Raw genomic sequence first — 21,067 nt, forward strand, 5'->3', positions numbered from 1 at the left:
TTTCCAAGCCACAAACTTGATTAATCTTCATCATCCAAAACCAGATTTTCATAGTTTTTACTTCCTGCCCTAAATTTTTCCTCTAATCGTACTCGAAGTTTTCGGGGTTTGTGAACAATCAGTGATTCTCCAAACCCAAGTAAAAGTCTTTCCAACTCGTAGTTTAACTGAACACAAATTTTAAAAACAGTTCCGTCATTTGATTCACTTACAATTTCCTGACTGGCGTGTAAAGGCTTGGTTTTAACATAAGGCGCATTGTGAGAATCCACAAAAAAGACCACATTTCTCGGAGCCATCGTTGGGGAAACTGTAACGCCAACAATATCCTTAAAATATTCGTCACCATCAAGATTTTTATCAATATATTCTATCTTTTCTTCGATTTGAATATTTTCCATTCTATCCAAAGCCAGATTATATGCATATTGTTTATTAAAACAAATCAAAAACCATCGGTTATTAAACTCCTTCAGCAACTGCGGATGCACGATATAAGAATCTGATTCTCTTGCTTTAAAACTTTTATAGGTAACTTTTAAAACTTTCTTATGCAAAATGGCATCGTACAGAATATCAATATATTCCAATCCTTTCAACTGTTCATTTTTATCCAGATGAATGATTGACTTTTGATTGGTGGAATGAATAGAATCTTCCAATTTCTGGATCACCCCGTTCATCTCTTTGAACATTGAGAAATCCTTGAACTGCTTTAAGATCTGCACCGCATTATTCATCGCCTTCAGGTCACTTTCGTTAACGGAAATATTATGAATACTATACTCAGGATCACTGTATCGGTAATATTTTCTTTCAAAAACTTCAATTGGCGCTTCATACCCAAATTTCTCACTGCGCATATTCTGCAAATCCAGCTGTACCGTGCGTTTGCTTACGAAAGATTCTTTACCTTCAAACTCAAACAATGCTTCAGAACATTCGTCGATAAGATCTTCCAAAGTATATTTTCTGTACTTATTTTTCAAGCATTTATCTAAAGTTTTATAACGGATAAGAGCATTTTTATTGGATGACATAGTTTTTGTTTTGTGTTTTATGTCATTGCGAGGAGCCTGCGACGCGGCAATCTAAAAAATATCAATTGAGATTGCTTCGTCACTACGTTTCTCGCAATGACAATTTACTTTTTACTCAAAGCCTCTCCTTCAAAAGAAATCCCTTCCCAACCGAACTTCATAAAGTTTCTGATATTCTGATGATCTGTTCCTTCAGGATTTTTTAAAACATCTTGTCTGTAAAATTCTCCGAAGAGATTCAACGTATCTTCTTTAGATAAATCATTCAGTTTCGCATAGCTGAAAACTTTGCACGAACCATTATTCTGATTTTCTTCATTTACCGTATTTCCATTGGTAAATTTCGTTGGTGTAAAATCGTAATTCTCGTCAATATGAGCAATTACTTCTTTAAATTGAATCGTTTCAGGTAAATTTTTTAATTGTTCTGTCATGATATTTTTTTATGTATTTTCTGTATTTCCGCGTCCAAGTTTTGCCAGCAGTTTTGGCTCCAGATTCTGATGTATTCAAAACCTGCATTTCGGACTATTTTTTCTTTATGTAAATCTTCCAGATACCCAAGATTTCCGGAATATTTCTCTTTACTCATTGCTTCCACAATAATCGACTTTCCACCTCCTTTTTCAATCAGAATATCAAATTCATATCCTCCGAAATGATGATTTTTCAACATTTTCAATTGAGGAATATCTTGTTGTAATCGATCATGAATTACATCAATAAATCCATTGGAGCTTGTATTTTTGTTTGAATGATCAACATATCCAAATTGATCTAACGTGTTCAGAATTTCCAGTCTCTGGCTTTCATTTTTTTCGCTTACCGCCTTACAATATGCTAAATAAGCATACAAAACAGCCTTTCTGTTATTTGAACCTTCCTGTTGCAAAGCCTCTTTATAATTCGAAAAAATCTCTTCGGGAATCGAGTTGCAGACATAGATTTTTTCCTTTGCTCTGGTGATAATCACGTTCAGCAGTTTATACCCTTTCGTATGATTAATCGGACCAAAACTCTGGATAAATTTCCCACCGGATTTTCTTCCGTAAGTCGTCGACATGATAATAATATCTCTTTCGTCACCCTGAATATTTTCAAGGTTTTTAATGAATAATCCCGCTGCTTCCAATCCCTGAATTTTTTCTTTAAAAACTTCATTTCCCGAAAGATTAGTTTCCTGAACAATTTTTCTTTTGATATAATTTCTTTGAGAAATATTGAAAGTCGCAATTCCCACCGACGGATAATTTCCATCTTTTAAAGGTTGAATATTCTTTAAAATCTCCAATACTTTATCCGCTTCCTCTTTATTCTTATGTTCATCAAAAACTCCATCTACCTGAAAGAATTCAATCGGTAACATTTCAGATTTTGTCGGAAGAGGCTTTAAACGCGAATTATAAAACGCATGATTCGAAAAATCAATCAGATAAGGATGCTTAGAACGGTAATGAAAATCCAGATGATTCTTTTCAAACTGACTTTCAGTCGCAAAATCCAACAAAGATTCGATATTCAGCAATGAATTTTTATAAGTGATAATCTCATTTTCAGATTCTATATCGTCTTCATCCTCGATCACTCCGTCAAAAACTTTACTGAAATAATTGGATGGCGGCATCTGATGTTCATCTCCCGCAATAATAATATTTTTCCCTTTCAGCATCGCCGGAAGGTTATCTTCCAATTTTAACTGGCTCGCTTCATCAAAAACCACATTGTCAAAATAAAAATTCTTACCCTGGAAAAGATTGCTGCACGCATCCGGAGTCGTTAAAATAATTGGAAAAAAGTTAGTAAACAGATCAATATCTTTCTGCACGATTTGTCGTAACGTTAATCTTTTATGATTGACACTGCTTCTCTTATTGTAAAGATTGGCCACCGTAATATCCTTATTTGCCTGTTCAAATTTTTTCACCGCATTCTGCTGAGAATCATTCCAGAAATACTGAATAAAATTCTGCTGAGAAAACCCGTATTGCTTAATCTGCTTTGTAATTTCTTCGTAATTTTTTTCGCTAAAATTAAGTTTAGCATCAGAATGTTTGTTTAACAATAAGGGGTAATAAGCGGAATAAAAAGAAGCTTTCCAATCATTAATTGAATACAGTTTTTCCAATACTTTTTTCTGAAAAATGCTAAGAGGCTGATAAAAATAAAACCAGTTAAACTCTGCCAAAAAAGGATTTTCAGGATGATTTCTGTACGTTCGGTGTCGGTCTAAAACAGAAATTAAATAGTCATCAAAGTTTTGATAGGTATTTCCAAAATTCAGATCTTTGATCCATTGATCATTGGAAATATTTTTCTTCAACTGCTGAATACGCTGAGCAATAATTTCCGTTTCTTTTCCCGAAACTACAGTATCAAATACATTCAGGAAATCAATCTCATTAAACTGCTCTTCCAGCTTTGAAGAAAACTCCGACGAAAGGTTCTGTATTTTCTGACGGTAATTCAGAATTTCGTTTTTATTATTCCAAAGGTTATCCGACAGCTCAATGGAAGGAAAAAATTCACTTAAACTGATCTGTTTAATCGCCGAACTAATCTCTAACAGTCTTTTCTGATTGCTGATTTTCTTTTTCTTTTCGGAAGAAAACAAAGCCATAAACTTGTAGAAAAATCCGTTCGTCATTTCGGGATGAAACTCTTCAGAATTCTGATTCAGAACAGAGGTAATTACTTCTGTTTCATTGATTAAAGAAGACAATTTTTGAAGATTCTGACTGAAATCCAGCTTTCTCTTTTCTTCATAAACGGGTTTAAAATCAATAATCAGCGATTGAATTTCATCCCACATTTTTTCATAATTCTGAAATGAAGTATCTAAATTCTGCAGACTGTTATGAAAATTTTCGCTAATTAATTTTTCAGGATTAATAAATGATGATTTTTCAAAAGGTTTGTATTCTTCATACAAATCTTTTCCCTTTTCCAATATATATTCAATATCTTTAAACTCTTCTTCCGAAAAGGAAAACTGAATATCCTGAATATTTATATTTTCTTTTGTTTCATTGAATTTCAACAAATCAGCTACAATTTCCGTCAAGTTTTTTCCCGGAATCAAATCTGAATTCAACAACTCATGAACCTCATTGATCGTTGTTTTATGTTGCAGAATTCCTGTCAATTGATCTTGCAGCGACTGAACGGAATACGGTTGTCCCGGTCTCTTAAAATCAGCAGGATCAATGGTATTTCTTACCGCATCCACCACAGGTTTCCGGTCGGAAACACTGTCTTTAATCATAATACAATAGCGCTCCAAGCCCAGTTTATGAAGGGCGTTGTACAAAACTTCCAATGCCGTTTGCTTTTCGCAGACCACAATGGTTTTCTGCTTATTTTCCAGTGCATTCACCAAAACCGCCGTCAGCGTCTGGCTTTTCCCTGTTCCCGGAGGTCCTTGAATCAAAATTTTAGTCTGCGATTTTAATAATTCTAAAATTCCCTGTTGTGAAGGATCAGTTTCAATTGATGTGATAGATTGGAAATCAGCTCTTACGGCGTTTTCAAGAGGTTTAAATTCTTTTTTTAACGATTCATAATCATTGATGATATTCTGTTTCTGTACTTCAAAAATGGAGAAAACACCTGATTTAATGATGATTGCATCGCCTTTATTCTGAAGTTGGTCTTCGTAAGATGCTTTAGCTTTAATCAGCGGAATTTCCTCATAATTATTTAAGATAAAATCTAAATTTTGGGTAATCTTAAGCTGTCCCAATAAGGTTTTGCAGATTTCCAGCAACTCAGGTTTATCTATTTTTCCATCAGCGAGCATTTCTTCAGGAATCTGCTCCAGCGTAATTCCGGAATCGCTTTGTAAATGATTGATCAATACTTCATTCACATAAATAGGATCATCTTCCGTTCTGCTGATTTCCCAGGTATTCAGTTCGTTGACCGGCTTAATCGTCACAGACCAGATTAAAACAGGCGAAGCCGAAATCTGTCCGTCCATATCTTTTCGAACCAGAATCGGAAAACCGAAGCCCAGAGAATTAATTCCTTTCTCCGATTGGATGACATCATTTTGAAAGATCAGATTTTCGAGGCTTGCAGACAGTTTTTCAAGGGCTGCCTTTTTAGTTTTATCTTTAGCAAGAGAAATTCCGATTGTGCTTTTTTCGGTTTCTTCGTTTTCATCATCAAACAGATAAATGCTGTCTTTTACCGCTTCTTTAGAAACCTCATCGGAAATTTTATCGTGAATGGAGAATTTAAAATTAACGTTTTTCTGCGTTAAAAGGTTAATGATAAAATGTTCGGGAAGACTTTTATGAATTTCTGAAAGTCGGGCAAGATCAAATTTATATCTTGAGCTTCCGGGAATAGCATTTAAGTGAACACCTCTTCTGTTACCTGTTTTCAGTTTGTTTTGAAATGCCTGAAATATTTCCGGAGTTAAGTTTTCCATCATGCCTAAAAATAATTTTTGAATAAAAATATAAAAAATTTATAATACGCAAAAACATTGCATACTTTAGTTTTTACTTTGCATCAACAAAATGAAGAACACATGGAATTTAACGGAAACAACTTAATCGAATTAGGATATAGACCAGCAAAATGGTTTGCCGAAGCAATTACTCATATCAACGAAAATCAATTAGATGAAAATCAAATCGCAACCTATTTGGAACAATTCAAACAACCCGAATTAATCCCGCTTCATGAGACGGCAAAAGATTTTGTCATCAACATCAGAGCCGAACATGAAAGTGAAAATGATAATGTGGAAAAAGTAATCAATACGATGAAAGTTTTGATGAAAACTCCAACTTTGGTTGCCGGAGCGATTATGCCTGATGCCTGTCCGACAGGTCCCGTGGGTCAGATTCCAGTTGGTGGAGTTGTTGTGGCGAAAAATGCCATTCATCCGGGATTCCATAGCGCAGATATCTGTTGTTCGGTGATGTTGACGGATTTTGGAAAGGCAGATCCTAAAGAAGTTTTGGATGCCGCTCATTCCATCACGCATTTCGGATACGGAGGTAGACCGAGAGGTGAGCAAATGGAGATGTCTCAGGAATTGATGGATGCTTTCAGAGCCAATGATTTCCTGAATGATGAGAAATTAATCAGCATTGCCCGTTCTCATATGGGAACGCAGGGTGACGGAAACCATTTCCTGTTTGTCGGAATTTCAAAAAATACCGGAAATACTATGTTGGTGACACACCACGGTTCAAGAGCGCCCGGAGCTGCTTTGTATGATAAAGGGATGAAGGTCGCGAATAAATTCAGAATAGAAAATTCTCCTGAAACATTGAGAGAAAATGCCTGGATTCCTTACGAATCTGAAGAAGGAAAATCGTATTGGGAAGCGCTTCAGTTGATCAGAACGTGGACGAAAGAAAACCATACGTCAATTCACGATGCGACTTTAAATAAGTTAGGAATCGAAAAAGAAGATCGATATTGGAACGAACATAACTTCGTTTTCAAAGATGGAGATTTATTTTACCATGCAAAAGGAGCAACGCCTTTGGATGATAAATTTATGCCGGATATTACGGGACCGAGATTGATTCCGTTGAATATGTCGGAACCTGTTTTGATTGTGAAAGGAACCACCAACGAAAGAAATTTAGGTTTTGCGCCACACGGAGCGGGAAGAAATTTCAGCAGAAGTCAGCATAAAAAATCTTTGGCTCATAAAACGATTGAGGAAATTTTTGAAGAAGAAACAAAAGGAATTGACGTTCGTTTCTTCTCGAATGAAATTGATATTTCCGAACTTCCAACCGCTTATAAAAGTGCAAAAAACGTGAGAGCGCAGATCGAAGAATACGGACTTTGCGAAGTTTTGGATGAAGTGATGCCTTACGGATGTATTATGGCGGGGGATGTTCAGAAGAATGCGCCTTGGAAGAAAAAGAAGAAGTTTAGAAAATAGTGTGGAGATTACGGGTTGCCGTAATCTTTTTTTATTGACTTAAATTATTTTTGTTAAATTTCAAATTAAACTATACACATATGATGAATAATAGTTCGAACAAAGTCAGAAGACTTTGCGTAGCGGGATAATATTCATAAGTATTTTATATATTTACTTTCAAACTTTATAACCATGAATATCTTAGAAAAAATTGAAAACAATTATTTTTTTAAATTTTTTAATAATAACAATGCAATGCTTATTGCTGTTCCTACAATTATTGGTGGTATTAAGCAATTTTTAGAAATTAGTTATATATCTACAGATTTGATCAAATTCTTTTCATTAAGTCAATTAATCATAGATGGGCTAATTGCGACTATAAAACTTCTTTTTGTATATTTTATACTATTCGTCTACAAAGACATAGTTCAGAGTCGGATGAATGAAGAAAAATCTTATACTTTAAGATATAAATGGCTAAAAAAATATATTATAAAATTATCAGTATTATTTTTCCTTACAAATGCATTAGTTATTTACTTATATTACATTAATATAGACAGATATTTGTTGAAAATCTTAACTATACCCTTTATATTAGTTACATATTGTTTATGGGTTACACTAGTTTTTCTAGGAAAATTCAGATCTAAAATAACAAAAACTGTAACCTTTATAGGTATTGGTTTTATTACAATTTTTGTTCAGATAAAAGATGTAAATAAGATTGAAAATTTTAATGATTTAAGTAATAGTGTAAGACAAAAATATCCTAAAGCAAAAATTGCTTTTTATAATGATCAATATATTTTTTTTGCAACCAATCCTAGTTATGCAAATACTAGTATTGTAGTTAAAAAAATTGATGACTTATTTCCAGATGACAAGAATTCTAAATAAATAATTATCTTAAAAAAAAACAATTTTTAAAATTAGATTTTAACCATGAAAAAAGACAGAACAACTATGAAAACAATTAATTTTGAATTACCCGGGCATTTATTCGACCTGTTACAAGAACAAACTAATAACATTCAATATGCAGAAATTGACACTCTCGAAAAAAGAGAAGAAAAGCTAAAAGAAATAAAACAAAAATTATTATGGCAGGAAGTAACAATAGGTGATTTTAATGTGGTAGCTAATAGATCTGAAACAGTTCAGATTCCTCCATCTTTTAGTAATCCTTTCAATGGTCAAACTGCAAATGTAAATATTATTACAGTCGAGGCAAAAATAACAGGTAACTCAGAATTATTTGATTACTCACCACAAGCTATTAGATTTTCTTCTAACATGGACAATAATGTATATCAACCAATTGGAGATAAAATAACACTTGAAATTCAGTCTCCTACTTTAGATAAAAAATTCATTTTGGCAGAAGCAAAGAAGAAAATGACTATGACTGAATATGTGATTGAAAATAATAATAAATTTATTACTGATTATAATAGATCATTCGAAAATAAGATTGAAGAAAGATTCAATCAAAAAGCGGATGAAATTATAGATCTTTATTCGTAATAAGAGCCGATAAATTAGCTAGTCATGGTTGGAAGAAAATTCCGACCATTTTTGTTTATCTAAGTTTTAAACACTTTTGTGGGATCCCCCCGCTGATGCGAGCGTCACGCTCGGTACCCATTGTCAATAAATACGGCGGTCACAAGCGAGATGCTTGCGCCAGCAAAAGATCACAAGATGATAAAAAGACCAGAAGCAATTCCGGTCTTTTTGATTACCCGATAGCGCGGATTTGCAATCCGCGCTTCCCCAATTTAACATAACATCCTCACCATCAAAATACTTTAAAAAATATGCCGCACATTTAAAATAATTTCTATATTTGAATCATTAACTAAAAAACACAATTGATATGTCTAGTACCTCAGAAGTAGGTCACGCTAAAAATGTAGCAAACCTTCAAAAAATTACCCAACAAGTTTCTACGTACAATCTTTACAATCCGCCCGTTGGTGATATTACAATTGCTGGCCTTCAGGCATTGTATAACGATGCCAATGCAAAATTAACAGAAGTTGGAAACAAACGAAGCGCCAATAAAAATGCTATCGTTGCCCGTCAGACTGCTTTCGAAAATTTGAAATCCACTTGTACCAGCATCATCAATCTATTGGAAATTGTAGGCTTACCGCAGGGGACTTTAGATCAGGCAAGATCTTTAACCCAGACTATTCAGGGTAGCGCAAGGAAGAGCAATACACCAGTTGAAGAAGGCAAAGAAGCTCCTAAAACCGCATCTACCTCCCGACAGTCTTTCACCTCAAAAACTGAAAATTTCGGTCTTCTTTTACAGTTGCTTTCCACCCTACCCGCTTACGCTCCCAATGAAGACAACATAAAATTACAAAACCTCAACACGTATCACGACTCATTACAAGCGACAACCTTCGCCGTAGACCAAACCGAGTCTGAACTGAACACCAAAATTATAGAGCGTGACAAAATTCTGTATGCAGAAGAAACCGGAGTGTATGCCATCTCTCTAAAGATTAAAAAATACGTAAAAAGTCTTTACGGAGCCACTTCCCCGGAATACACCACCGTCTCCGCCATAGAATTTACCAATAGAAAATAATGTATTTTTAAGACTGAAAAATATTGAATTACAGAATTTCAATATTGTATCAAAGTAAAGTTGCATTTTTATGATGTAATTTTACTTTTTTGTAATGTAACTTTACTTTCTTTCGATGCTATTCTACATTGGCACGATGTAACTTCACATTTTTCCGATGTAGTTTTGCTTTTTTGCATTGTAACTTTACATTCTTGCATTGTAACTTCACATTCTCTCGCTGTAATTTTACTTTCTTTCGATGTCATTCTACTTTGCTACGATGTAACTTCACATTCTTGAATTGTAACTTTACATTTTTGCTTTGTAAGTCAACTTTTTACAGAAAAAGAATCAAAAGGTCTTTTATTTTTACAGACTTTTGAAATCCTTTAAATAAATCCAATAAAGTCTTTTGCCCATTTTGCGATTACATTTAAAATAAGTTTAAACATAACTTTCATAAAACACCCAACGTAAAAAGATTGCGCAGCTAACTTTTTATTTTGCATCATAAATTAAAAACAATGACACCAAAAATATTAGAAAAATTAAAAGAAGTTGAAGAAAAACGCGGAGTAGAAATACTTCTTGCCGTAGAATCCGGAAGCCGGGCTTGGGGTTTTGCTTCGCCCGACAGCGATTACGACATACGTTTCATATACCGACACGAAAAAGACTGGTATCTTTCACCATGGGATAAGGATGAAACGATAGAATTTATGACAGAAGATGATTTGGATGGTTCCGGATGGGATTTGAGGAAGACTTTTCATTTACTTTTGAAATCGAATGCCGCTTTATTAAGCTGGTTCTACTCTCCTATCATCTATGTAAAAAATGAAAGATTCTATGAATTATTTAAACCTTTAGCGGATGAATGCTTTTCTCCGATCGCTGTATTTTATCATTACTCAAGCATGAGCAAAAAATATCTGGAAGCCTGCAGAGCCAATGAAGTAAAATTAAAATCTTATTTCTACTGCCTTCGCACGACTCTGACCGGAAAATGGATATTAGAAAAAGGAACAGTTCCTCCAGTTTTATTCAGTGAGTTGTTAGTTTTAGTAGATCATTTCACAAGAATGAAAATAGAAAACTTAATCGCTTTAAAAGCCACCAAAGGAGAATCTTATCATCACCCGAATGACTGGGAATTATTTGGATTTTTGGAAAAAATGGTTTCGGATAATGAAGAAAGAGCGAAAAGTTTAAAGGGTGGAAATTCGGAAAAAACTAAGATGGAAAGGGTTTTTAGGGAAATATTATTAGATTAATCATTAAAATTATGGAATTAGATCACATAAAATCCCACAACCTCATCCTTTTCCAAGCGATCTCCGGAAGCCGCTCTTTCGGATTGGCAACGAAAAACTCAGATACAGATATTCGTGGAGTGTATTATTTACCAAAAGAAGATTTTTTTGGTTTAAATTATATTCCGCAAATTTCCAATGAAACGAATGATATCACGTATTATGAAATCGGAAGACTGATTGAATTATTACAGAAAAACAATCCGAATATTTTAGAAATTCTGGCAAGTCCGGAAGATTGTATTCAATATAAAAATCCGTTGATGGATTTGCTGAAACCTGAAGATTTTCTGTCTAAATTATGCAAAGACACCTTTGCGGGTTACGCCATTTCACAAATTAAAAAAGCAAAGGGATTAAATAAAAAGATCCTAAATCCAATTGATAAAGAAAGAAAATCTATCCTTGATTTCTGTTATATTTTGCAGAATCAAGGTTCGATTCTATTGAAAAAATGGCTTTCGGAAAATGGGAAAGTTCAAGAAAAATGCGGTTTGGTAAGCATCGACAATACCAAAGGAATGTTTGCACTTTTCTACAACGAATCTGGAGATCTGAACTATAAAGGAATCATTCAGCATGAAGAAGCCAATCAGGTTTCTGTTTCATCGGTTCCGAAAGAGGAAAAACCAATTGCTTATTTGTTCTGCAACCTCGATGCCTACTCTACCTATTGCAAAGATTACCGTGAATATTGGAAATGGGTTTCGGAACGAAATGAAGACCGATACAATGTCAATCAAAATCACGGACAAAATTATGACAGCAAAAATATGATGCATACCATTCGTTTGTTACAGTCTTGCGAACAAATTTTTAAAACCAATTCATTGAACATTCGTGTAGAAAACCGTGATGAATTATTAGACATCAAAGCCGGAAACTGGTCGTACGAAGCCGTCATGGATAAAGCAGAAAGTCTGATTAAATCCATCGAACATTATCATTCGATTTCTAATCTTCCTAATTTTCCCGATATCGAAAAAACAACGAAGATTCTGATTGAGATCAGAGAGAATCTGTATTAAAAGACTAAATTCTCTGATTAAAATGATCACTCATGAAATATAACTTCACTTCTAGTGATTTTTTGCAAAAAAATTGTATCGAGAAGTTCATGATGAAAAGACAAATTTTGTAGTTAAGTTCACGGGTTTTCGATACATTTTTCTACGCTTCGCTTCGAAAAACACTCGAACTGACGGAGATAAAACTTTCATCAAAAAAGAAAAGAGCTTCATTAGATGAAGCTCTTTTTTATATCAGTATAAATGTGTATTATTTTACGATTTTAATGTCTATTGCAGAAAAACCTTTTGGTGATTTTTCTTTTTCATAAGACACTTTATTTCCTTTTTTCACAGGCTCTGTACAGTTGTTGCTGTGGAAGAAAATATTTTCTTTTGATCTATCTTCTGTGATAAATCCGTAGCCTTTTTCGCTGAAAAACGTGATGATCCCAGTTTTTCTTACCTCTTCTTCTTCGATAGGAGCTGCACCCAACTGAATGTTGTTGATATCAATTTCCTCTCTTTCAGCATTATCAGGAGGTGTAGAAGTCAACTGTCCGTTGGCATCTACGTACATGATCATATCATCAAGACTTTTTCCTTTGTTGTTGCTTGATTTACGTTCTTCGCGTTTTTGCGCTTTTTCTTTTTGTTTTTGCTGTTTTTTCTTGAAATTTTCTTTTTTAGAGAAAGAATCCGCCATATATTGTTTTAAAATTTAATTGTTATTCTGAATAAAAAATCTTTCGTTTTACCGAAAGCCTAAAAAGGTGTCTAAGTCTCCGTATGACTTTAAAAACGAAGTCTATCGGAATTAATAGTAAAATTGTCTGCTGTAAAAGCGAAAACTGATGCTGGAAAATAGAAATTCTAAACCGTTCCAGAGAAAGCAAAGGCAGAGACCTTTTTAATTATTAATGTACAAATATACGAAAAATTATCCACTTTCAGTATATAATTAATTGAATTTCAATTGGAAAATATAGGCAATTGTCTGTTATTTATTTTTTCTTAGGATATAATGTACTGCTGTCGCATCATTTCCCGTATTTTTCACGGTATAAACTTGTTGAAGAGAGTATCCATTGGCAGACATAAAGTTCAGTGCGTCCGTCATAGAATTGAACTTCACTACTTTTCCTTTATCATCTAAGATAATTAAATCGTTTTTTCCAGAAAAGAATTTTGTGTTTTGTCCGAAATCTAAATCTACATCGATTTTATTGCTAAATAATCTTTCGTATCCAACAATCTGAACATATTCAACATCAATATCTTTGATAGGAACATTATTAACCGTTTGAGAAAAGGCTAAACCAGCAAAACCTAATAAGGCTGCAATAAATATTTTTTTCATTTTTGTGTATTTTATTTAAACTGCTTAAACGAAAAATCATGCCAAAAAATATAGAAACAAAAAATCCCTCAAAATTGAGGGACTCATATGTTGTATAAGAATTTTTCTTAAGCTTCAGTTGAAGGCTTTCCTTCACCAGCAGGCTTGTCACCTTCCGGTCTTCTTTGTCCTTCGGGTCTGTTTGGTCTTTCAGATCTGTTGTTCTGTCCTTCCGGTCTTGGTCCTCTTTGTTCACCTTCTTTTTTCTCAGGTCTTGGAGGTCTTGGTAAAAGAACTTTTCTTGAAAGTTTCATTTTCTTACGATCATCGTAACCCATGAACTTCACTTCTACTTCATCACCTTCATTGTAAGGAACTTTATCTAAACGAGCCCATTCGATCTCAGAAATATGTAGAAGACCTTCTGTACCTTTAGCAATCGCTACGAAAGCACCGAAATCCATTACTTTAACTACTTTCCCTTTGTAAACTTCGCCTACAACCGGTACGAAAGTAATTTCGTTGATCTTAGCAACAGCAGCGTTGATCTTCTCTCTGTCTGTACCTGCAATCTCGATACGCCCGATTTCACCAATTTCTTCAATAGCGATAACGGTGTCTGTATCTTTCTGCATTTGCTGAATGATTTTTCCACCAGGCCCGATTACAGCACCAATGAAATCTTTAGGAATCTCCATTACTACCATTTTCGGAGCGTGAGGTTTAACATCTGCTCTTGGTTCAGAAATAGTTTCCGTGATTTTATTTAAGATATGCAATCTTCCGTCTCTAGCCTGCATCAAAGCTTTTTCCATGATATCCATAGAAAGCCCCTGGATTTTGATATCCATCTGACAAGCTGTGATACCGTCTGCAGTACCAGTTACTTTAAAGTCCATATCTCCCAAGTGATCTTCATCACCTAAGATATCAGAAAGTACCGTGAATTTACCAGATTTTGTATCAGTAATCAATCCCATTGCAATACCAGAAACAGGTTTTGTAATTTGCACACCTGCATCCATTAATGCCAATGTTCCTGCACAAACTGTTGCCATTGAAGATGAACCGTTTGATTCCAAGATATCAGAAACAATTCTGATTGTGTATGGATTTTCCTCAGGAATTACCGCCTGTAAAGCTCTTTGAGCCAAGTTTCCATGTCCTACTTCTCTTCTTGAAGTACCTCTTAAAGGTCTTGCTTCACCCGTTGAGAATGGAGGGAAGTTATAATGTAAGAAGAATTTTTCATCGTGCTGAGTGATTACGCTGTCTACCATGTTCGCATCTTTCACAGAACCAAGTGTAACAGCCGTTAAAGACTGAGTTTCACCTCTTGTAAAGATTGCAGAACCGTGAGCTCCAGGAAGATAATCAATCTCAGACCAGATTGGGCGAATCGTTTGAGGATCACGACCATCAAGACGGATATTGTCTTCAAGAATCATCTGACGCATTGCTTCTTTCTCTACATCATGATAATATACTTTTACGAAAGGTGTTACTCTTTCTAGCTCTTCTGCATCATCTACATACTGAGCAAGGAATTCTTCACGTACCGCTTTGAATTTTTCTCCTCTTTCTTCTTTTCCAGAAGGAGTTCTTGCTACTTCATATACTTTATCGTAAGTTTCTTTCCACACTTTTTCACGAATAGCTTCATCGTGAGTTTCGTGAGAATATTCTCTCTTAGGGAAAGCTTTTCCTACTTTTTCTGCTAATCTTTCCTGAGCTTCAATTTGCTTTTTGATTTCAGCATGACCGAAATTAATAGCTTCCAACATTTCCTGCTCAGAAATTTCTTTCATTTCCCCTTCTACCATTACGATGGAATCTTTAGTAGCTCCCACCATGATATCCAATTCTGAATCTTTTAAAGCTTCATAACTTGGGTTAATTGCCAATTCTCCGTTGAATCTTACAACTCTTACTTCAGACATTGGTCCATTGAAAGGAATATCAGTAATAGCAATCGCTGCAGAAGCTGCTAAACCAGCTAAATCATCAGGAATTGTTTGTCCGTCATAAGAAATCAAAGAAATCATTACCTGAACTTCCGCATGGAAATCTTCAGGGAAAAGCGGACGTAGAACTCTGTCTACTAAACGCATTGTTAAAATTTCCTGATCAGAAGGTCTTGCTTCTCTACGGAAAAAGTTTCCGGGAATTCTACCACCTGCGTAGAATTTTTCTCTGTAATCTACTGTTAATGGTAAAAAATCTACACCAGGATTTGCTTCTTTATTGGCTACAACCGTTGCTAAAAGCATTGTTCCGCCTAATTTTACTACCACAGATCCATCAGCCTGCTTTGCCAACTTCCCTGTTTCTAAAGTGATTTCTCTGCCGTCTGCTAGAGTAATCGTTTCTGTAAACGCTTGAGGTATACTCATAAATTTTCGTCTATAGTACTCCGTATTGAGTACGATTATTATTTAAACTCTTTAAATTTTCGTTTGCAAAGGTAATATATTATAATGATGTTTTAAATTTTTAGTATTAAAATATCAAAATTAGCTTACGTTCTTCATTGTACTTTTACCATTTAATAAACATACTATCAATCAATTAATATCTCACTTTGGGAAATACAATCGATTCTTATAAAAATTATTAAGTTGAAAACATTTTATCATTTTCATTCCAAAATAGTTAAAATCTGATGTAAATTTTAAAACATTTGCAAATGAATAAAATAAAATTTAACATTAAAAACACAATAAAGTTTGCATAAAAACACGAACTTCAACTATATTTGCCATGCTTCTTGAAGATTCAGATTAAAAATCAGATTAAAAATTAGCTTAACAAGAAGATTTTCAAACCATTGTGATGACTTGAATTAAAAAGAGAACTAAAAACTCTTTTGCTAAATATGTGTGTTTATGATCAATAATGAAGTAAAATCGCAAGGCAGGAATTACACTATTCCGCTTATTACCATTACTCTTTTATTCTTTATGTGGGGATTCATCACTTGTATGAATGACATTTTGATTCCTTACCTGAAACAGCTTTTTAACCTAAGTTTCTTCGAATCAATGCTGGTACAGTTTTGTTTCTTCGGAGCTTATTTTATTGGCTCATTGATTTATTTCCTGATTTCGATTTCCCAAGGCGACCCCATCAATAAAGTGGGTTACAAAAAAGGAATTCTCTTCGGAATCGGATTAGCAGCTTTTGGATGTATTCTATTCTATCCGGCGGCTACTTTCTCTTATTATCCTTTATTTTTAGGAGCTTTATTCATCTTAGGATTAGGATTTACCGTATTGCAGATTACCGCAAACGCGTACGTTTCCTTGTTGGGTTCCGAAGATTCTGCATCCAGCCGATTGAATATGACGCAGGCTTTCAATGCATTTGGAACAACGATTGCGCCGGTTTTAGGAGGTCACTTAATTTTTGAATTTTTCTCTGCAGCCGACGGTTCATTCAGTGCTGTGGCAACAAGAATTCCTTATTTAATCTTCGCAGGGATCCTTTTATTAGTAGGTTTGTTGATCTCAAGGGTAAAACTTCCGTCTTTCCAAATGGAGGAAGAAGAAGTGGTAAAAGGTTGGGGTGCATTACAATACAGTCACCTGAAATTCGGAGTTTTTGCTATGTTCTGCTACGTTGGTGGTGAAGTTGCCGTAGGAAGTTTCATCATCAGTTTTCTTGAAGAAACAATGAAGTTTAATGAAGCGATCAGTAAAAATTACCTTTCCTTATATTGGGGAGGTGCGATGATCGGGCGTTTCTTAGGAGCCATTTCATTGAATCATTCGATTAGTCAGGCTAAGAAAGCGATCTTTATGTTGGGAGCTGCAGCCTTGGTCTTCCTGGTAATTTTCAGCATTGTAGATCTTACTTTTGCACAAATCAGCTTCTTCTTAGTATTTATCATTCTTAATTTCATTGCCTTCTTCGTTGGAAAAGCAGCTCCGGCAAGAACGTTGTCTATTTTTGCAGCAATCAATGTTATTTTATTGATTTCAGCAATGGTAAATCATGGTGAAATTGCAATGTACAGCATCTTAGGAATCGGAATTTTCAACTCGATCATGTTCTCGAATATTTATACATTGGCGATCTCAGGATTAGGAAAATATACAAGCCAGGGATCTTCATTGGTCGTAATGGCTATTTTGGGAGGTGCTATTGTTCCTATTTTCCAAGGGTTTTTAGCCGATCATTTTGGAGTTCAGCATTCATTTATCATTCCTGTACTCTGCTATATTATGATTTTGATTTTTGGAGCGTATTGCACGAAATATCTTAGCCATGTAGAAGCTGGTGAATCTAAATCTGGACATTAATTTAAATATTAATAGAGATAAAAATATAAAATGAGGCACTTTTTAGTGTCTCATTTTTTTATGAAGAATGTGTAATTCAGTTGTTTCTATATTTTTTCTGTTAAGATTACCCTTTTAAATACTATTTTTTCCTTATAATTTCAATCCTAAATATAGATTACTAAGAAATGACAAATAATTATTTTTGCAAAATAGTTAAGGAGAATAGCTACACCCTAGCCCAGATAGGAACGGCTACCCCACAGCAAGCGATGGAAAAGCTTTGGCGCGAGGAGTAAAAGTGGATAGCTGGAAATAGCTTTAAAAAAATTAAACTCGGAAAACAAAAAAGCAACCTCTTTCGAGATTGCTTTTATTTGTAAAATCTTTACAGATTATTTTCTTAAACCTAGTTCAGCAATAATTGCTCTATATCTGTTGATATCTTTGTTTTTAAGATAATCTAGTAAACTTTTTCTCTTACCTACCAATTTAACCAAAGATCTCTCTGTGTTGAAATCGTGACGGTTAGACTTTAGGTGTTGAGATAAGTGATTGATTCTGTAAGTGAAAAGAGCTACCTGTCCTTCAGCACTTCCTGTGTCTTGTGCAGATTTTCCGTGTTTTGCGAAAATTTCCTGCTTTTTTTCGTTTGTTAAGTACATTCCAATATTGTTTAATGATTATTATGTAACGGCTGCAAAATTACAACTATTTTTTGAATGCACAAACATTATTGATTTCATGTATCAAATTTGATAGAAAAAAATGTTAAATATTTCTTAAATAAATTATGGTATCCAACTAAAAGGCAGTAATTTTGCATTCGAATTAGTGATGAGAAAATTTATATCTTTTGTTACGCTTACTGTATTTTTATTTTCGGGATCTGTACTTCTAAAAGCGCAGAAAATTTCGACCGACAAAATAAAAAGAATTCTATACTTCAATCCCGAGGTAGAACCTGATATTGAAGAAATAAAAGAACCTACCAATCATGCGTTTTTCAGCGCTGTTTCAGACAATCTTAGCGAGCGAAAAAATAGAATGATCAAAACGGAAACTCAGGTTTCGTTTGATAGTATTGATAAAAAGACCATCACCGATTACAGCATTAACAACGAAGCAGATTTCGTTATTGTTCCTAAAGTAAAGTATTTCAAAGTAGGTCTCGGAAAGTATGTCTTTTCTAATCAGGTTGTGGTAAGCATGAAACTTTTTGATGCTGAAGGAAATCTTTTAACCGAAACCGACTACGATACGTATCGCAAAAATATGCGTCTTTTGGGCTCCACAACCAATTCCGTGAAAATCGGAACGAATGGTGCAATTAAAGATATTCTTAAAAAACTCAGAAAAATAAAACCTTCTACGGAAACGGGGTTTTAGTTGATAGTTGATAGTTGATAGTTGATAGTTGATAGTTCAAAATTAATTACTTTATTTCTTTTTCATTTTTCTTTACGTTTTATTTGCCTTAAAACTTCCCTTTTCATTTGTATTTATAGGTGTTTTTTATTTCATTTAAATCAAAACATTTTCTGCATAAATCTCATAATTAATCAATTACATTAAAAATATTTTCATCAATAAGTGAATAATATAGATTTTTTTATTATTTTAGTTCAACATTAAAACTAAATAATATGAAAAATTTGAAAAAACTTTCACGAAAAGATCAGCAACTGATCAACGGTGGAGCGTTGAAAAAATGTAAAAGTAATTCAGAATGTGTCTACGGATGGTGCTGCGGCGGAACTTGTGTGGAATTTGCTTGTATTGAACCTTAAAATCTGAACAGTATGAAAAATTTAAGAAAACTTTCAAGAACAGAGCAATCACAAATTAGCGGCGGAGCCCTAGCTAAAAGATGCAGAACCGACAATGACTGCCTAGGTTTATGGTGCTGCGAAGACAGATGTTCGAACATTCGATGTGCAATTAACTAATTCTTAATAAACTATGAAAAATTTAAAGAAATTAAACAGACAACAGCAAAAAGCAATCAACGGAGGCGGAAAAATTGTAAAATGTACTGCCGACGATCAGTGTGATTTCTTCCAATGCTGCAGCTACGGAGTATGTGTGTATTCAGATATTCCGATCTGTACTCTCCTATCATAAAATCCACATGGAACTTTATTTTAAATTTAATTTTTTTGAGCATCCGTTTTTTAGCGGATGTTCTTTATTTATAATCTTAAGAAATCCTTAATTTTCTGTCAACATTCTCCAATTTTAAAAATTTGCCCTATTTTTGCATATCCTAAAATTTTAACGTTTTGAATTCTAAAGACGAACTTATCTTCAACCCGGCCGATATAGCAGAAACTCTTAGCGAACTTCACGCTGACGAGAGGCTTTTGGCGTTTTTGAAAGTTCCGAAAGAATACAAAGCCGAAGTTTTTTCTCATTTGGATCCTGATTTTCAGGAAGAAACCATCAGAAGTATCGGAAGCGACGAAGTTTCTGAGATTCTGAACGCAATGACTCCCGATGACAGAACGGCTCTTTTTGAAGATTTTCCGGATGAATTAATCAAATATTCTATCAACCATCTGAATCCGCAGGAAAGAAGAATTGCTTTGAAACTTTTGGGGTACAATTCAGATTCCATTGCCCGTTTGATGACGCCTTATTATATCCAGATCCGTAAGGAATGGACAATAAAAAGATGTCTTCAACAGATCAAAAAAGTCGGAAGTAAGGTAGAAACCATGAACTATCTTTATGTAGTTGATGAAAGAAACCGATTGATTGATGATATTGCATTAGGAAGTTTATTGTTGGCAGAAGAAGACACTTTAATATCAGATATAACTGATAATCACTTTGTTGCCATCACCACAACCACTTCAAAAGAAGATGCCGTTCAATATTTTGAAAAATATGACCGAGGCGCTCTTCCGATTGTAACAGAAGCTGGAGTTTTGGTTGGAATTGTAACGATTGATGATATTTTAGATCAAATTGAACAACAAAATACCGAAGATATTCAAAAATTCGGGGGATTGGAAGCCCTTGATTTGCCTTATACTCAAACTTCGCTGATCGAAATGGTGAAAAAGAGAGGAATGTGGCTAATCATTCTTTTCTTCTCCGAAATGTTAACTGCTTCTGCGATGGGTTATTTTGAAGATGAAATTCAGAAGGCTGTTGTTTTAGCATTATTTGTTCCGCTGATTATTTCTAGTGGAGGAAATTCTGGTTCTCAGGCTGCAACCCTTATCATCAGGGCGATGGCGCTTCAAGAAATCGGTCTGAAAGACTGGTGGTATGTCATGAAAAAAGAGATTTTCACAGGATTGCTCCTCGGTGGAATTTTGGGAATTATCGGCTTTTTACGAATCATGGTTTGGCACGAAACAGGACTTTTCAACTATGGAATTCATTGGGTTTATGTAGGACTGAGTGTTGGCGTTTCCTTAGTCATGATCGTACTTTGGGGAACACTTTCAGGTTCTATGGTTCCTTTTATTCTGAAAAAATTAAATCTCGACCCCGCAACCTCTTCTGCTCCGTTTGTAGCCACTTTGGTAGATGTTACCGGACTTATTATTTATTTTTCTGTTGCCGGACTTTTCTTAACGGGTAAACTTTTGTAA

General features: G+C 34.4%; 18 protein-coding genes. 11 read left to right on the forward strand and 7 right to left on the reverse strand.

The annotated features are described in order from the left end of the window. Nucleotides 1–20: 20 nt before the first annotated feature. The 3 genes from OXQ85_RS18575 to OXQ85_RS18585 form a co-directional block, all read right to left on the reverse strand. Complete coding sequence (locus tag OXQ85_RS18575; protein ID WP_267406409.1) at nt 21–1,040, reverse strand: WYL domain-containing protein; 1,020 nt, start codon at nt 1,038–1,040, stop codon at nt 21–23. A 104-nt stretch (nt 1,041–1,144) separates the two neighbouring features. Then, nucleotides 1,145–1,477 (reverse strand): HopJ type III effector protein, encoded by a 333-nt coding sequence (locus tag OXQ85_RS18580; protein ID WP_267406481.1) that lies wholly within the window; start codon nt 1,475–1,477, stop codon nt 1,145–1,147. Beyond that, on the reverse strand, nt 1,471–5,475 hold the full coding sequence (locus OXQ85_RS18585; RefSeq protein ID WP_267406410.1) for an AAA domain-containing protein: 4,005 nt from the start codon (nt 5,473–5,475) through the stop codon (nt 1,471–1,473). Before OXQ85_RS18585 ends, OXQ85_RS18580 begins: the two co-directional genes overlap by 7 nt. Before the next feature lie 99 nt (nt 5,476–5,574). Here OXQ85_RS18585 and OXQ85_RS18590 point away from each other — a divergent pair, with 99 nt between their 5' ends. The 6 genes from OXQ85_RS18590 to OXQ85_RS18615 all read left to right on the forward strand — a co-directional run bounded on the left by OXQ85_RS18590 (nt 5,575) and on the right by OXQ85_RS18615 (nt 11,864). After that, on the forward strand, nt 5,575–6,954 hold the full coding sequence (locus OXQ85_RS18590; RefSeq protein ID WP_267406411.1) for an RtcB family protein: 1,380 nt from the start codon (nt 5,575–5,577) through the stop codon (nt 6,952–6,954). A gap of 174 nt (nt 6,955–7,128) precedes the next feature. Further along, nucleotides 7,129–7,839: a hypothetical protein gene (locus OXQ85_RS18595; protein ID WP_267406413.1), complete on the forward strand. Its 711-nt coding sequence runs from the start codon at nt 7,129–7,131 to the stop codon at nt 7,837–7,839. Between the two features lie 45 nt (nt 7,840–7,884). Then, nucleotides 7,885–8,466 (forward strand): hypothetical protein, encoded by a 582-nt coding sequence (locus OXQ85_RS18600; RefSeq protein ID WP_267406415.1) that lies wholly within the window; start codon nt 7,885–7,887, stop codon nt 8,464–8,466. Nucleotides 8,467–8,818: 352 nt separating this feature from the next. Continuing rightward, entirely contained in the window at nt 8,819–9,541 is a 723-nt protein-coding gene (locus OXQ85_RS18605) for a hypothetical protein (protein ID WP_267406417.1), read from the forward strand. A 506-nt stretch (nt 9,542–10,047) separates the two neighbouring features. Further along, a complete protein-coding gene (locus tag OXQ85_RS18610; RefSeq protein ID WP_267406419.1) occupies nt 10,048–10,797 on the forward strand; it encodes a nucleotidyltransferase domain-containing protein in 750 nt (249 codons plus the stop codon). 11 nt (nt 10,798–10,808) lie between these two features. Then, entirely contained in the window at nt 10,809–11,864 is a 1,056-nt protein-coding gene (locus OXQ85_RS18615) for a nucleotidyltransferase domain-containing protein (RefSeq protein WP_267406420.1), read from the forward strand. 250 nt (nt 11,865–12,114) lie between these two features. Here OXQ85_RS18615 and OXQ85_RS18620 read toward each other — a convergent pair whose 3' ends face one another. The 3 genes from OXQ85_RS18620 to OXQ85_RS18630 form a co-directional block, all read right to left on the reverse strand. Continuing rightward, nucleotides 12,115–12,549 carry a cold shock domain-containing protein gene (locus OXQ85_RS18620; protein ID WP_267406421.1) on the reverse strand — a complete coding sequence of 145 codons (435 nt, stop codon included), beginning with the start codon at nt 12,547–12,549 and terminating at the stop codon, nt 12,115–12,117. A gap of 294 nt (nt 12,550–12,843) precedes the next feature. After that, the gene (locus OXQ85_RS18625) at nt 12,844–13,203 is read right to left on the reverse strand and encodes a hypothetical protein (protein ID WP_267406422.1); all 360 of its coding nucleotides are present in this window, start codon (nt 13,201–13,203) and stop codon (nt 12,844–12,846) included. A 107-nt stretch (nt 13,204–13,310) separates the two neighbouring features. After that, complete coding sequence (locus OXQ85_RS18630; protein ID WP_267406423.1) at nt 13,311–15,575, reverse strand: polyribonucleotide nucleotidyltransferase; 2,265 nt, start codon at nt 15,573–15,575, stop codon at nt 13,311–13,313. Nucleotides 15,576–16,067: 492 nt separating this feature from the next. Here OXQ85_RS18630 and OXQ85_RS18635 point away from each other — a divergent pair, with 492 nt between their 5' ends. Next, the gene (locus OXQ85_RS18635; RefSeq protein WP_267406425.1) at nt 16,068–17,483 is read left to right on the forward strand and encodes a sugar MFS transporter; all 1,416 of its coding nucleotides are present in this window, start codon (nt 16,068–16,070) and stop codon (nt 17,481–17,483) included. 374 nt (nt 17,484–17,857) lie between these two features. Here OXQ85_RS18635 and rpsO read toward each other — a convergent pair whose 3' ends face one another. Continuing rightward, nucleotides 17,858–18,127 (reverse strand): 30S ribosomal protein S15, encoded by a 270-nt coding sequence (gene rpsO / locus OXQ85_RS18640; RefSeq protein WP_267406427.1) that lies wholly within the window; start codon nt 18,125–18,127, stop codon nt 17,858–17,860. Nucleotides 18,128–18,299: 172 nt separating this feature from the next. On the opposite strand from rpsO, the gene OXQ85_RS18645 reads away from it, so the two are divergent. The 4 genes from OXQ85_RS18645 (at nt 18,300) to mgtE (ending at nt 21,067) form a co-directional block, all read left to right on the forward strand. Further along, entirely contained in the window at nt 18,300–18,851 is a 552-nt protein-coding gene (locus tag OXQ85_RS18645) for a pyruvate decarboxylase (protein WP_267406429.1), read from the forward strand. 257 nt (nt 18,852–19,108) lie between these two features. Then, the gene (locus tag OXQ85_RS18650; RefSeq protein WP_267406430.1) at nt 19,109–19,252 is read left to right on the forward strand and encodes a hypothetical protein; all 144 of its coding nucleotides are present in this window, start codon (nt 19,109–19,111) and stop codon (nt 19,250–19,252) included. A 172-nt stretch (nt 19,253–19,424) separates the two neighbouring features. Next, a complete protein-coding gene (locus tag OXQ85_RS18655) occupies nt 19,425–19,586 on the forward strand; it encodes a hypothetical protein (protein WP_267406431.1) in 162 nt (53 codons plus the stop codon). A 158-nt stretch (nt 19,587–19,744) separates the two neighbouring features. Beyond that, nucleotides 19,745–21,067 (forward strand): magnesium transporter, encoded by a 1,323-nt coding sequence (mgtE, locus tag OXQ85_RS18660; RefSeq protein WP_267406432.1) that lies wholly within the window; start codon nt 19,745–19,747, stop codon nt 21,065–21,067.

The sequence above is a fragment of the Chryseobacterium sp. GM_Chr_2 genome (assembly GCF_026540445.1).
Classification (GTDB): domain Bacteria; phylum Bacteroidota; class Bacteroidia; order Flavobacteriales; family Weeksellaceae; genus Chryseobacterium.

Coding starts and splice junctions, on each gene's coding strand:
- OXQ85_RS18605 (WP_267406417.1), top strand. CDS start 8,819: ATGTCTAGTACCTCAGAAGTAGGTCACGCTAAAAATGTAGCAAACCTT.
- OXQ85_RS18590 (WP_267406411.1), top strand. CDS start 5,575: ATGGAATTTAACGGAAACAACTTAATCGAATTAGGATATAGACCAGCA.
- OXQ85_RS18585 (WP_267406410.1), bottom strand. CDS start 5,475: ATGATGGAAAACTTAACTCCGGAAATATTTCAGGCATTTCAAAACAAA.
- OXQ85_RS18615 (WP_267406420.1), top strand. CDS start 10,809: ATGGAATTAGATCACATAAAATCCCACAACCTCATCCTTTTCCAAGCG.
- OXQ85_RS18625 (WP_267406422.1), bottom strand. CDS start 13,203: ATGAAAAAAATATTTATTGCAGCCTTATTAGGTTTTGCTGGTTTAGCC.
- OXQ85_RS18630 (WP_267406423.1), bottom strand. CDS start 15,575: ATGAGTATACCTCAAGCGTTTACAGAAACGATTACTCTAGCAGACGGC.
- rpsO (WP_267406427.1), bottom strand. CDS start 18,127: ATGTACTTAACAAACGAAAAAAAGCAGGAAATTTTCGCAAAACACGGA.
- OXQ85_RS18610 (WP_267406419.1), top strand. CDS start 10,048: ATGACACCAAAAATATTAGAAAAATTAAAAGAAGTTGAAGAAAAACGC.
- OXQ85_RS18575 (WP_267406409.1), bottom strand. CDS start 1,040: ATGTCATCCAATAAAAATGCTCTTATCCGTTATAAAACTTTAGATAAA.
- OXQ85_RS18595 (WP_267406413.1), top strand. CDS start 7,129: ATGAATATCTTAGAAAAAATTGAAAACAATTATTTTTTTAAATTTTTT.
- OXQ85_RS18650 (WP_267406430.1), top strand. CDS start 19,109: ATGAAAAATTTGAAAAAACTTTCACGAAAAGATCAGCAACTGATCAAC.
- OXQ85_RS18635 (WP_267406425.1), top strand. CDS start 16,068: ATGATCAATAATGAAGTAAAATCGCAAGGCAGGAATTACACTATTCCG.
- OXQ85_RS18655 (WP_267406431.1), top strand. CDS start 19,425: ATGAAAAATTTAAAGAAATTAAACAGACAACAGCAAAAAGCAATCAAC.
- OXQ85_RS18645 (WP_267406429.1), top strand. CDS start 18,300: ATGAGAAAATTTATATCTTTTGTTACGCTTACTGTATTTTTATTTTCG.
- OXQ85_RS18620 (WP_267406421.1), bottom strand. CDS start 12,549: ATGGCGGATTCTTTCTCTAAAAAAGAAAATTTCAAGAAAAAACAGCAA.
- OXQ85_RS18600 (WP_267406415.1), top strand. CDS start 7,885: ATGAAAAAAGACAGAACAACTATGAAAACAATTAATTTTGAATTACCC.